The 13,080-nt window shown below is 34.3% G+C and carries 13 protein-coding genes, 3 tRNA genes and 1 other RNA gene; 14 read left to right on the top strand and 3 right to left on the bottom strand.

The genetic code is table 11. The features are described from left to right. Window positions 1-14 precede the first annotated feature (14 nt). The 4 genes from ACMAWV_RS00900 (at window position 15) to ACMAWV_RS00885 (ending at window position 1,965) form a co-directional block, all read left to right on the top strand. Window positions 15-100 (top strand) — tRNA-Ser (locus tag ACMAWV_RS00900). A gap of 14 nt (window positions 101-114) precedes the next feature. Continuing rightward, window positions 115-202, top strand: a tRNA-Ser gene (locus ACMAWV_RS00895). A gap of 120 nt (window positions 203-322) precedes the next feature. Further along, window positions 323-886 carry an outer membrane beta-barrel protein gene (locus tag ACMAWV_RS00890; RefSeq protein WP_103218547.1) on the top strand — a complete coding sequence of 188 codons (564 nt, stop codon included), beginning with the start codon at window positions 323-325 and terminating at the stop codon, window positions 884-886. A 98-nt stretch (window positions 887-984) separates the two neighbouring features. Next, complete coding sequence (locus ACMAWV_RS00885) at window positions 985-1,965, top strand: alpha/beta fold hydrolase (RefSeq protein WP_412470458.1); 981 nt, start codon at window positions 985-987, stop codon at window positions 1,963-1,965. Between the two features lie 6 nt (window positions 1,966-1,971). On the opposite strand, the gene ACMAWV_RS00880 is transcribed toward ACMAWV_RS00885, so the two are convergent. From ACMAWV_RS00880 to ACMAWV_RS00870, 3 genes are all read right to left on the bottom strand, one after another. Beyond that, window positions 1,972-3,468, bottom strand: coding sequence for a bacteriohemerythrin (locus ACMAWV_RS00880; protein WP_103218545.1), 1,497 nt, complete (start codon window positions 3,466-3,468; stop codon window positions 1,972-1,974). A gap of 137 nt (window positions 3,469-3,605) precedes the next feature. Then, on the bottom strand, window positions 3,606-4,892 hold the full coding sequence (locus ACMAWV_RS00875) for a MipA/OmpV family protein (protein ID WP_103218544.1): 1,287 nt from the start codon (window positions 4,890-4,892) through the stop codon (window positions 3,606-3,608). Next, a complete protein-coding gene (locus tag ACMAWV_RS00870; protein ID WP_412470457.1) occupies window positions 4,889-5,764 on the bottom strand; it encodes a phospholipase A in 876 nt (291 codons plus the stop codon). Before ACMAWV_RS00870 ends, ACMAWV_RS00875 begins: the two co-directional genes overlap by 4 nt. A 134-nt stretch (window positions 5,765-5,898) precedes the next feature. Here ACMAWV_RS00870 and ACMAWV_RS00865 point away from each other — a divergent pair. The 10 genes from ACMAWV_RS00865 to ffs all read left to right on the top strand — a co-directional run bounded on the left by ACMAWV_RS00865 (window position 5,899) and on the right by ffs (window position 13,026). Then, window positions 5,899-5,975 (top strand) — tRNA-Arg (locus ACMAWV_RS00865). A gap of 29 nt (window positions 5,976-6,004) precedes the next feature. Next, window positions 6,005-6,760: a tRNA threonylcarbamoyladenosine dehydratase gene (locus ACMAWV_RS00860; RefSeq protein ID WP_158246911.1), complete on the top strand. Its 756-nt coding sequence runs from the start codon at window positions 6,005-6,007 to the stop codon at window positions 6,758-6,760. 82 nt (window positions 6,761-6,842) lie between these two features. After that, window positions 6,843-7,421 (top strand): hypothetical protein, encoded by a 579-nt coding sequence (locus ACMAWV_RS00855; protein ID WP_392993881.1) that lies wholly within the window; start codon window positions 6,843-6,845, stop codon window positions 7,419-7,421. Continuing rightward, window positions 7,411-8,256 carry an LPP20 family lipoprotein gene (locus ACMAWV_RS00850; RefSeq protein ID WP_103218540.1) on the top strand — a complete coding sequence of 282 codons (846 nt, stop codon included), beginning with the start codon at window positions 7,411-7,413 and terminating at the stop codon, window positions 8,254-8,256. Before ACMAWV_RS00855 ends, ACMAWV_RS00850 begins: the two co-directional genes overlap by 11 nt. Before the next feature lie 10 nt (window positions 8,257-8,266). Beyond that, window positions 8,267-8,872, top strand: coding sequence for a CsgG/HfaB family protein (locus ACMAWV_RS00845; RefSeq protein WP_103218539.1), 606 nt, complete (start codon window positions 8,267-8,269; stop codon window positions 8,870-8,872). A 4-nt stretch (window positions 8,873-8,876) separates the two neighbouring features. Continuing rightward, window positions 8,877-10,340 (top strand): hypothetical protein, encoded by a 1,464-nt coding sequence (locus ACMAWV_RS00840; protein ID WP_412470456.1) that lies wholly within the window; start codon window positions 8,877-8,879, stop codon window positions 10,338-10,340. Between the two features lie 206 nt (window positions 10,341-10,546). Continuing rightward, on the top strand, window positions 10,547-11,092 hold the full coding sequence (locus ACMAWV_RS00835) for a PilZ domain-containing protein (protein WP_393099625.1): 546 nt from the start codon (window positions 10,547-10,549) through the stop codon (window positions 11,090-11,092). Window positions 11,093-11,115: 23 nt separating this feature from the next. Further along, the gene (locus ACMAWV_RS00830) at window positions 11,116-11,571 is read left to right on the top strand and encodes a nucleoside deaminase (protein ID WP_199177556.1); all 456 of its coding nucleotides are present in this window, start codon (window positions 11,116-11,118) and stop codon (window positions 11,569-11,571) included. Window positions 11,572-11,617: 46 nt separating this feature from the next. Next, window positions 11,618-12,886: a hypothetical protein gene (locus tag ACMAWV_RS00825; protein ID WP_412470455.1), complete on the top strand. Its 1,269-nt coding sequence runs from the start codon at window positions 11,618-11,620 to the stop codon at window positions 12,884-12,886. 43 nt (window positions 12,887-12,929) lie between these two features. Continuing rightward, an RNA gene (gene ffs / locus ACMAWV_RS00820) (signal recognition particle sRNA small type) lies at window positions 12,930-13,026 on the top strand. Window positions 13,027-13,080 lie beyond the last annotated feature (54 nt).

Here is a 13,080-nt window from a genome sequence, read left to right as displayed (position 1 = left end):
TATTTGTATTTTGCGGAGGATTGGCTGAGTGGTCGAAAGCGGCGGTTTTGAAAACCGTTGAGCGCGAGCTCCGCAGGTTCGAATCCTGTGTCCTCCGCCACTTTTTTTCTTAATGGAGAAGTGGGAGAGTGGCCGAATCCAGCACCTTGCTAAGGTGTCGTACCTCCGGGTACCGCGAGTTCAAATCTCGCCTTCTCCGCCATTTTAAAATTCCCAATTATTATCAGATCGCAAAAGCGATCTTTTTTTGTGCCTAAATTTAAGGTTAGGCCAAATTTACCCCTTCGATACGTTGCCCCTATAGACATGCGATAATAAGCTCATGAAGACTCAACTATTATTAGCAGTACTGACAATTATTATTTCTCTTTCTACTTTTGCTCAAGGGCGAAGTTTTGGTGGCTTTAAAAGTGGCAATCTAGAAATTGAACCAGTTGTAGGATATGAGCGTGTACAAAAAATTCTTCCTACTCCTCATACGTCTAGTCGTCTGTTTTATGGCCTTAGAGCTAATTATGGACCAAAGTACCTATCACTTGAAGCAGAGGTAACTCAGGCCAAGGAAGATGAGTCATTTGATTCAGGTATTGATATTAGTGATTCATCGACAAATTATATGCTTGGGCTTAGAAGTTCATTTAATCTTGGACGTGCACTTAATTGGTATTTGAGAGCTGGTGCTCATGCTAGAGATAGTAAGTACGAAAGAACAGAAGCCGGTGTAACGACGATTGTAGAGCCTGCTACCTATGTTAATCCATACGCTGGTACAGGTCTTGCGATAAATCTAATGAATGTATTTACACTAAATGCAGGTGTAAATGTTATCTTCACTGATGATAAAGAAGAGCTCCAGTCATCATTAGGATTTGGTATCCGAATCTAATATCCGAGTTAAACATTTGATTTGTTAACTCTTTGTTAGATGGGTTTACATCCTTGTTAGTCATTTTTAAAATTTAGAAAGCTAACAAAGGATGTAAAATGAAAATTATAACTACGCTAATTCTAGCGGTGTTTCTTGTATCTTGTTCCACTAATACAAAAAATAAATTGAGCTTTGACGCTGAATTAACTGAATTTAGTTATCCATTTCCTGTAAAGACTTTTGAACTTTCGTCACAAAGGCAAAAGCTAAAAATGCGCTATATGGATATAGGAAGTTCGAAACATAAAGTAGCTGTACTTCTGCACGGTAAAAATTTTGCAGGATTTTATTGGGAGAGAGTCGCAAATGATCTTGTAAAGAAAGGTTACAGAGTTATCATTCCTGATCAAATTGGCTTTGGGAAAAGCTCTAAACCAAAGAGCTATAGCTACAGCTTTCCTCAGTTGGCCAAGAACACTCATGAACTTCTAAAATCGATAGGCATAAAAAAATATACTCTTGTTGGTCACTCTATGGGAGGGATGCTTGCAGTAAATATGGGTTCAATGTATCGAGACATTAAAAAAATTATTCTAGTAAATCCAATCGGTCTTGAAGCCTATCTGGATTATGCTGAATATAAAGATCCTGACTTCTTTTATAATATTGAAAAAAATAAAACAGTTGATGGTGCGAGAAACTATCAAAAGAAAAACTACTATGATGGCACTTGGGCCGATTCTTATGAAGAGCTTCTGACTCCTTTTAAAGGATGGCTAAATGGTCCTGATTATGATGTTGTTGCCTGGAATGCCGCTTTAACTTACGGGCCAATATTCAATGATAATATTGTTGTTAAATTTCCAAAAATTAAAGCAAAAACAGTTTTAATTTTAGGAACTCGTGACCGAACTGGTCCAGGTCGCGGGTGGAAGAAAAAAGGTGTGAAGAGAAAACTTGGTCAATATCAAAAACTTGGTAAAGACATAAAGAAAAATAACCCTAAGCTAAAATTGATTGAATTAGATGGCTTAGGGCATATGCCTCAATTTGAAAATTATTCTCGATTCGCGAAAGTTTTTTATCCCGAATTCTAATTTTGCTTAGGCAGCGAACTTTGTCGTTCGCTGCTTTTTCGCATGATCTGCATATTTAGTATCAATACCCATAATATGTGTAAATAACCAGTTCTTTAAGAAACTTGCTAGCTTATCTTTTTCTAGCGTTCCATTGTGTAGCTGTTGTTCAAAACGTGCTACGGCAGATAGAAGTTTCTCGTGTACCCTTTTATGTGATTCATAAGAAGGGTAGTTAATGCTTAACATGTATTCTTCTTCTTCATCAAAATGGAACACAGTGTATTCTTTAAGCGTCTGGAAAGCTTCTTTCATACCTCTACCAGTATTCATTGAATTAATAAGGCCATTAATTTTACGTAGTAATTCTTGGTGTTCACCATCTACTTTTGAAATTCCAATGTTGTACTTATCTTCCCAAGGGATTAATTCAATGTTTTCATTAATTGTAATATTTTGTGTTTTCTTAGTGTTATTAATAGATCCCGAAAGTTCACCTAAGTACTGACTAATTGTATTTGCTAGATTTAGTGTTTGCGATACAACAAGTGCACTTCTTTGAGTCGAGTTATTAATTGCGTGAATTGCATCACGAAGTTCGATAACACCATTCTCCTGTTCCTTCGCCGCAATTGTTACTTCTTGAATTTGCTCGTTCATCTTCATTGTTTCATCATTAGTTTGATTAAAACTGTGTCTAAATTCTTGAAGTGTGTTGTCACAAGAGTCAGCTGTTTGATCAAGCCTTTCGTTTAGGCTTTTGCTGTTCTCTTGAATATTTGAAATTAGAGTATTAAGTTTTAATTGTGCTTCATGAAGAGTCGCATTGATCGCCTCAGCACTTTCTCCACTAGTTGATGCAAGCTTACCGATTTCTTCCGCTACAACTGAAAACCCTTTTCCGTGCTCACCTGCACGTGCGGCTTCAACCGAAGCATTGAATGAAAGTAGTTTTGTTTGGAAAACAATATCATTAATAAGCATTGCTTTTGATTCAACGTCAGTAAATGTTGATAGGAATCCATTTAGATTAACAACGATATCACTAAGAGAATTAGTAATATCACGACTTGTTGTTAAACTTGATTGGATATTCTTTTCAAGTTTAGATAGAGAGTGATCACTTCTACTGATTAGTCCATTGATCTCTTTTATATTTGCTTCAAATGAGTCAATAGATCCTGTCGTTTTAGTAATCATGGCACTGATTTCATCACTCGTTGCACTTGTTTGAATAACGGCACTTGCTTGCTCTTCTGTACTTTCGTCTAGTTGCTCACATGATTCAAAAAACTGTGCATTCGTTCCAACGATATTTCGTTGTAAGTAATCTAGCTTTTGTACAAATGATTGAAGATTAATTCGATGCTTTCTTCTTTCTTTAACTGCAAAGATTGTGAAAGGAATAAGTGCACTAAAGAAAGCAAGTCCTTGAGTTAGACTAATCTGACTATAGTAAACGCTAAGTCCTGTGATAGTGGTCGATAAAAATAATGGAGTGAATACATAGTTTATATTTTTCATGCACCCATTATCGGATGAATATCATGTTTCTAGAGCGAAATTTTACTGATAATAGTCAGGAAAGAAGAATTTTCCACTATAGAGATTATTGAAATCATTGAGTTTTTCAACTTTTTTAATTTAAACCTTCGGGGATTCTACAGATCTTGTTGAATATAAGTTCCTATGTAGTTACTACCACCTTTGATTCTTCCAAACATAGATGATGATTCAAAAATTGCTGAGCGATGATGAATCATAAGTCCTAGCCAAGTATGTTTAAGGCCGGCCTTTTCTAAGCTAAAATCGATTGAAAAATCTAAGTAATTCATGAACTTACTACTTCGATATCCCTTTCCTGAAATATCGAATTCTTCGATATAGGTAATTTGATCAGCATATGAAATACCTTCGGCCAAACCAAGACGCCAGTTAATCGGCCAGTGAAATGGAATAAAGATCTTTACTGCTAATGCAAATTCATTACTTCTTTCTTGAACTTCACTTTTAAGGTGACCAACATATTGTGGCAGTAGATAAACGGGAATATCTGATCCAAGAAACTTATCGGCCATTGGAATACCATAGGCAAAAGAAACCATGTCATTATTATATTTATCAGTAGCCGTATGAAAAGAAAGGATATCGCTTAGGTTTGATGGAGTGGCCATTGCATAAGCAGCTCTAACAAAAGTTTTAGATTTTAGCTTAGTGCGCTTTGAAATATCATGACCATTCATATGAATTAAGTGAGGGTCCATGAAGCCAATACCTAAAAAGGTTTCAGTATTTACTTGGTTGCGAATAGTTGGAGCATCTGCTGTTTCATTATCCAAAGTACTTACTTTTACATGAGTAAGAATGTTGAAGTCTTTATGTACTCTAATGGCGGCTTTTACACCTGTTCCAATTTCATAACCTGTCCCAGGTCTTGATACATCTAATCCATAATACTTATTATTAAATTCAGCACTTCTTATTGTTAAAAAAGCATATGGGCGAAAGAATACATTCTTCCATACATAATCCGCTTCAGTTTTTAACGTTAAATAACTTCTAGTTGAATGATCTGCTAGAAGTTGAGCACTTGTTCTCCACATTTTTGAGTGTTCATATTGTGCTTCGAGACCGTAGTCAAAACCGGCATTTCTAATCGTATTTTGACTATCTTTTGGTATGTCAAAAAAGCGATATTGTGACATTAAATTAATATTGAGATTTTTTAATGGCCTATAGAAAGTGAAGTGCGCAGATAGCCCGTCAAGATGAAAGTCACCACGCTTGTAAAAGAATAGTGGAATAATATCAGATACTTTTTTATCTTTTACTTTAAATGGTATGTCCGCATTTCTGTAACCGAAACCTATACCCCAGTACTGTGGTTTATAGTTGCTCGCAAGAGTAAAAGTAGAGAATAAAATTGTAACTAAGATTTTTTTCATCATAACCAATCTGTAAATGCGACCCCAAGTCCAATGCGAGTCATATTGTAATCATAATCAATTAGTGTCTCACCATAGCCAGTAAAAAATTGTACATAACCTTTAAGACGAGTTTCAGGTAATGGAAAAGACCAATCGATTTCTAAGGCACCTTTATTATCTTTTTTTAAGTTATTTCTAACCATCCAAGAAAGTGTATGCCCATCTATTTTATGAATACCTGTAAGTTCAAAGTAGCCAAGATAATCAGTAATGTCTGGATTGTCATCACCTGTATAATCGGTTGGCCCTGATTTTGGCTCTTCATTTAAGCGATACCACACCTTAAGCATAAAAAGAGTTTTTTGCCATTCGAAGAATGTTGTAGCAAAGACTCTGTTCCAGCTTCTAGATAGTGGTAAGTCTTTACCATTTGATTGATGAACAAAACCAAAGTGGTAGTAATTTTTAAAAATACGCCAATCTTCTTTAAATGGTTCAAACGATATAAATAGTTCAGGCTCATAATTAGTATCTCTAAAAGCTGCCGAGTTTTTCTTATTATAAAGTTGCCAGAAAGATTTTTGAGTATAGGCAAAATCTAAATCAGTTTTCGAACCAAAAATTTGCGAGAGGACGGTAAATTTAAAACTTAGTTGAAACTTTGTTTCAATATTTTTTAATTCATCATCTGCAGGATAAGGAGCCTCATTTGGATCGTGCATATAGGTGATTGGTAAAATGTAATTTGGCCTATGTGCTGTAACTAGGGAAGACGTATGATTTGAATGCTCATCTTCCTTTATTCTTTTCTCGAGTGATTGTTGAAGTTCACTACTTTCTTGTGCGAATGAAAAAAGTGGAAGTATTAAAAATATAATTAGAAATTTGTTCATGTAAAATAGCTGTAAATAATTAATAAATTGAGGCTATTGTCCAATGATTTGGCCCTCTCTGACAAATTATTTCCCTGAATGCAAGAACGCATTGACAATATGAGCAGTTAGGGGCTATAAATACTTCTACATGCGCACTCGTAGCTCAGCTGGATAGAGTGTCTGACTACGGATCAGAAGGTCGCAGGTTCGACTCCTGCCGAGTGCGCCATGTTCTTAAGCACCTGTTTTTACAAGCCTATGTCAAATCACGAACAAAGATTTAATGGAATAGCCGCCCTACTGGGAACGGAAGCTTTTTCTGTTATTAAAGATTCACACTTTATGATTATTGGCCTTGGCGGAGTGGGGACTTGGTGTGTGGAATCTATCGCACGTCTTGGTGTTAATAAAATCACTTTAGTTGATCTTGATGATATCTGTGTTTCAAATACAAATCGTCAACTACATGCTCATGATGGAAATTATGGAAAGATGAAAGCTGATGCTCTTAAGGAGAGGATCGCTACTATTAATCCAGACTGTGAAGTCGTCTGCCATTATTGCTTTTTCAATGAAAAGAATATGGAAAAGATTTTTGCAGAATCACCATCAATTATTATTGATACAATTGATGCCCCTCGTGAGAAAGCAATTCTTATTAACGAATGCTATAAGCGTGAAGTCAAAATTGTAAGTTCTGGGGCCATTGGTGGCAAAGTTGATCCTACAATGATTACAGTCGCTGAGTTATCTAAAACAAAACAAGACATGCTTTATCGTAAAGTAAGGCAAGAGCTAAAAAAGAAACATCTTTATCCACTAGGCCGCTCAAAAGCAAAAGTTCAATGTGTATATTCACCAGAGCCTTCTAAGAAGATTAAAAAGTGCGAATTAGATAATACTTCAGCTGCACTAAAGCTTGATTGTGATGGTGGTCTAGGTACTGCCACATACATGACAGGAACAGTAGGCTTCTTACTCAGTCACATCGCCGTTAAGGAATTATTAAAATAATTTTTCATTGATTATATCTCAACGTAAAGTAAAATTAGTTGACTTAGAAAAGTCTAATAAGGCTATTTTTTCGGGAGATACCATGACAAAAATTTTATCATTCTTTTTAATATCAATTACTTTATTTTCTTGTTCCTCTGGTAAGAAGGCAAGAGAGTTTGAAATTGATTATAAAATCTTAAATGCTTCAAACAAAATTGAACCTGATTGGTTAGAAAGTACTGACAATTACAAAGGTGATAAAGACTATCATTACTTCTTATCTCAATCAGAAAATAGAAATAGAAGACTTTGTGTAAAGTCAGCAACAGCAAGATCGACAGCAGTAATTGCTTCTGAAATTTCTCAAGAAATTGCAAACGATTATACTGAAGTAACAAATCTTGATGAAGACTCACAAGAGGTGAAAACATTCTCTGAAACTCTTACTCAATCAATTAGAACTAAAGTATCTGGTGTTAGAGTTAAGGAACAGTATTGGGAAAAGAGACAGAAAATGAAAGATGATAAGTTAATTGGTGATCCATACTATGCTTGTTATTCTTTAGTTGGCATTAAGGAAGAAACGCTACAAAGAGCGATTCGTTATGCTCAAGAAAAAGCTATTGCAGTTGCAAAAGATTCACACAAAGAAGAGCTGAGACAGAAATTTGAAGAATAAAATTTTATTACTATCACTTGTTAGTCTATATTCATTTGGACAAATTAAGTCTTGTCCAAAGGATTTCCTATGTGCGAAGACTTGTGGCCTTAGTGAAAAAGAAGCTACGGAAGATGCACGTGTTGAAATAGCAAAAAATTTTCAAGTTAAAGTAAAAGCTAAGTTTACCTCAATAGAAAGTTCTAATGGCAAATTAGATGAAGGTGAATATTCTGATTTTGTAAGTGAAGAAGTTTCAGAGAATCTTTTTGGCGTTGAAATGATAGAATCCTTTGTCGATGAGGATTCATATTATTGTGTCCTGATGGGGTTGAACACGAAGAAGTTTATCTCTAAATTGAGAAGTGATATTTCAGATCTTAAGAAAGAAAATGAAGAGCTATATAATAGTGGTAATAATTTAGTTTTTTCTAAGATTAGGGCCAATAATAGTGTCATTAAAAAATTAGAATTATATATGATGACTTTAGTGGATAAATATAAATCTAATATTAAAAAATATGACTCTCGATCTAAGAAAGACATTACATTACATATTTATTCACAACCTAAGTTTGAAATAGTTGATAAATTGTTAATAAGTGAATTGAATAAGAATAATGTATTTTCTGGAAAAAGTGAGACACGTTTAAATATTGCGATAGCTCTCATCGACGAGTTCTTAAACGTTGATGGTTTCGTAAAGAAAACATTAGAAATTAATTTCAGAAAAGGAAAATTGAATATTACAAAAAGGTATACACAGACAGGCCGTTCTGAAAATGCAATTATCAAACAGGTTGTTGATGAACTTGCAGATGATATACCTGATATTTTTGTAGATTTAAAAATTTAATGGAGGATATATGAAAAAGATTTTAACGCTAACAATGCTTTTCGCACTAGCTTCTTGTGGGGGATTTCAAGCAGAACGTGTTTCAGGTGATACTTCAGATGAGAAGTCATTAGAAATTACAGATGCATGGGTTACTCGAGACACTGAAAACTCAGTTGAAACAGTAATTCAAAAAATGAAACAACATAAAGGTTTTAAAAATTATTTATTAAAGCTAGGTCGTCGTCCAAAGGTGTTTGTTGCTGAATTTAGTAATCAAACTGCTGAGCCATACTTTCCTTCAGATGATATTTCAGATGAATTCTTAACTCAGTTAAGTGAGTCAGGTGAGTATATTTTAATTGATGCGTCTGCGCGTGAAGCTCTTTTAAAAGAAATTCAATATCAAAATGACGGTATGGTAAGTCCTGCAGAAGCTAAAAAAATTGGTAATGCAGCTGGTGCTGATATTATGATTTTTGGTAATGTAAGAATGCAACCACGCTCTAGAAGCGGAAAAACTCTAAAAGAGTATACGATGAATATTCGAATGACTGATATCTCAAGAGGTGTTGAAGTTATGAGAACAAGAACTCGTGTAAATAAATACTCTGAGAAATCTAAAGTAGGTTGGTAATTAGTTGAAGCAAGCCTATTTTAATAGAATTCTTATTCTTTCATTCCTTATTTTATTTGTCTCATGTGCAGCCAGAAAAGTAAGGGATGAAGGAGATCTAATCTCTTCTTTATATTCTAAGAATGACTACAAGTCAGTTGTTGAAAAAATCAATAAAGGTGAAGTTTATAAAAGAGATGAGGATCGTTTTTTAAAACAGGCCGAGCTTGGAATTGCTTTCTTTAATTTAAAAGATTATGACAATGCTCTTATACATCTGAACAATGCAAAAGAAATTGCAAATGATCTCTATAAAATTAGTATCTCTAATAAAGTAGAATCTCTATTCATTGGTGAAGCTACTGATATTTATTACCCAAATCAATTTGAGCAAGCCAATATTAGATTTTATGAAATCCTTGCTCACTATATGAAAAGCAAAGAAGTTGATTCTGATAATAAAAGAAGATTTCATCAACAGGCGATGGTTTCAACGTTAAGAGATTGGAGTGCCTATATTGAAAATTTCAAGGCACAAAATAGAGGTCGTGCAGTCTATAAAGGATCAACCTTTATTGATCTTATGGGTATTGTTGTTCATGATACTTATGGTAGAGCAAAGGATCGATCAATTGTTAACAATTTCAAAATGATTGGAAAAAAAGATTTAGTACAACAGATGGGTCTTTATCCAAGTTTTAATTCATCTCATAAGAAATATCAGGAAGACTACAAGAAACTTCACTTAGTTTCTCAAGATGAATTATCGAAATATATAACTGAGACGCAAACTTATAAGCGTACACAAGATTTTTTTAATAGTAAGAAATCGTATAACACTTATCTTATCATTATGAATGGACATGTAATTAAAAAGACTGCCAAGGTATATGATTTTCCTCTTGGTTTACCTGTAGGAGTTTATATTTCTAATAATGAAGGTATGGACGATTTTGTCTCTTTCTCTTTAAAAATGCTTGCTCTTACAAGAGGAGCAGAACCAAAAATTTACTTTGAACTTCCTAAAATAGATTCAAAAGATATATCTACACCTAAAAAGATTAATATTAAAAACTCAAAGGGTGAAGAACTAGATAGTGGTGAATTGATCCTCATGGCAAATACGTCGGAAGTCTTAAGTAGTTCTCTTAAGAATGATGTCGCATTATTAGAGGCCAAGGTTGGTGCAAGGCTTGCCGCCAAACATATTGCGCTTCTTACTTCTGCTTATCAAACATATCGTAGTCTCTATAACAACGGTAGCTTGATTGCTTACTTATCAGCTAGTGCAGCATATGCAGCCGGAAATCGAGCAATACAAGAATCTGAATTGGCAGACCTACGATCTTGGTATGGTATTTATGATCATATTTACATGTATCCTTTGAATTTGGCTCCTGGTGAATATGAACTTCAGATTGATGGCAAAGGCTATAAATTTACTCGTGAAAAAGGAGCTAAGCAAATAGTTCCACTAATTATCAAATAATCCTATTTTGTTAAAATAGAACAATGTTAATAAGTATAAGTAAGCTATCGATCAAAAGTGATTTTAATAAAGTTCAGGCGTTATTTTCGCTACACATGTTTTTATTCTTCTTAGCGAAAGGATATGAATTCTTCAAATTCCAATTTAACTTTATTGCCTTATTTGGAATAATTTTTTCTGTAATTTTATATAGACTCTATTATCGCATGCAAAAAAATGTTCACTATTCTTTTTGGACATTAAGTGTCGTCGTAGGACTATTTATTATTTTTTATATTTTAAGATCCCTATACTACTACAATGATTTTTCACTATTCTTTCTTTATACAATGTCATTGATGCTATTAGGTGTGCTCTGCTTTTCTTTATATACACCTGTTTTCTATCCTGTCATTGGTTGGTGGGAATACGATTTTAGATACCGTAATGACTTAAAGACTAAAGTATATTGCGATGACTTAGATGGGATTGAAGGAAGGTTAGTAGACTTACGACGTAAAGCAGGTGGATTAACTTTATTTGATGATTTGAAAATTGGTCAAAAGCTTGAAATCGAGCCATTCACAACAAGCATTGATGGACGCTTAAGTGTTGAGGTGGTATCTAAGAGACAACATTCAATTGGTAGGCCATATACTTACGGGGTAAGGTTTCACAATACCGATGAAGATTCTCGTCGTCGATACGGCGAATTAGAGAAGTACTGGAACTTTGAGCGAAAAGCTAAGAAAGACAAAAAATTTAAATCATGAATATTAAATCTCACATATGGAATATGAATTTGGCACTTGAAGAAGCGGAAATAGCTTTCAAGGCCGGAGAAGTGCCTGTTGGAGCAATTATTGTTGATGAAAATGATAATGTCATTGCCAGGGCCCATAATCTAAAAGAGCAGCAAAAAGATACAACAGCGCATGCTGAAATAATTGCCATTAAAGAAGCAAGTGAAAAAATGGGGGATTGGAGATTACTTAATTGTACTATCTATATAACTCTTGAGCCTTGTCCGATGTGTCTCTATGCGATTTTACAGGCACGTTTCAAAAATGTTGTCTTCGGTGCTTATGATCAAAAAGCTGGTTCTGTATCACTTGGTTATAGCTTTCAAAAAGATAAAAGATTTAATCATAAATTTTCTATCATCGGTGGTGTCGAGCACTTTAAATGCTCGAAAGTATTATCGGATTTCTTTAAATTACGTCGAAAAACTTATCGAAAGCGTCAAAGTTAAATCTCTAGTATTTACATTCTGACGTTATTTATCGAACATATAACATATGTTTAAATTTTTCTTACCTGCAACATTCGCACTTTCGTGCATGGCAAATTCAATGTATTTTGAGGTTGATTCAATCAATCTTAATAGAGCAATTGGAAGTGATTTTCTTAGTGGAAAGGCCCATGCTAGAGATGTTTATATTAAGTATGATGCAGTGGAGTTTGATTTAGCTGAAAATGGGGAATTATTTTTAGTTGATACTTTCTTATTTAATAACAGAATCAATTTCAAAAAAGATAATTTGAACCTAACAACACATCTACCTCAGTTTACAGAAATTGATTTTCTTAACATGATCTATGCAAGGGAAGCGAAAATTGAATTTGCACAGTCTGGATTCTTTGCTAATGGACCTCAGTTAAGCATTGGTGCTGATCAATTCCTTTTTGATATCAAAGATGTTGATATTAAATGTCAGAGTGATGAATTTACATTTAAGCTTGATGAGATTTGTTTGAAAGATATGCATATCAAACCTCTTGAAGGTAAGGAATTTGCAATTGTCGAAATTAAGCAAAATAGTACGAGTCAATCGAATGTAAACATTAGAGGAAAAGAAGTTGCCTTTACTGAAGATAGCATAGTCATTGACGCTCAAAGCGCTACGGGTAATTTATTAAATAGCTCGATCAACTTTAAGAATATAAATATTAACTGTTATAAAGATCCTAATATTAATGCTTTTAATATTGATTTAATTTTTGCTGGCTGCCTAGAAGAGTCACGAATTGCCGGGAAAGAGATTAAGTTATTAAGAGAAGGAATGCCGTTTAATGTTTTTGATGGCCAAGTATATTTTGAGAGAGAACACCTTGGTCTAATTGCTAACCAGCTAGAGGCAAGAACAAAGAAGGGTGAGTTCACTTTCACAAAAATAGAAGCTCGATGTGTGAAGATTGAGCCAACAGATAAAGAAGTTGATGCAGTCTCTATTTATGAAGGCTGTCTGAGAAGATCTGATTTCAGTATTCAAAAGATTAGTGAAGATAAGGCCGAGTCAGATAAGAATCGTATCCGTGATTTGAAAATCACTGTTGCAAATGGTCATTTTAGTATGAAGGCCAAGTTGAAATCTGTTTTCACATTTAATTTTAAGGCCGCTGGTAAATTGGATGTCCATCCTGATCAACGAGAAGTACGTATTAAAGTTGATAGGGCCCGTGTTGCTGGTATGACAGCAACAAAATTCGTTTTAAAATTTGTTATGAAGTTCATTAATTCCGACTCAGTGAGTCTGAAAGGTGAGACGATTATCATTAAATACTAGCTTTCATTGACATCGTGCTAAGATAAATATTATATTCAAGGACGGTAGCCGGTCAGACAAATGCAGCGGGGCTAACTCCGCCAGGTCGGGAACGAAGCAACGGTAACCTTTGTTGCATTGTGTTTGTATCGGCTGCCCCTTTCCAATACCTATAATTTTTCCTATAGTTAACAAGTAAAATTTTTAAAATCATA

This window comes from Halobacteriovorax sp. RT-1-1 (assembly GCF_047085455.1).
Classification (GTDB): Bacteria; Bdellovibrionota; Bacteriovoracia; order Bacteriovoracales; family Bacteriovoracaceae; genus Halobacteriovorax_A.
This window is presented reverse-complemented; position numbering and strand designations above follow the sequence as displayed.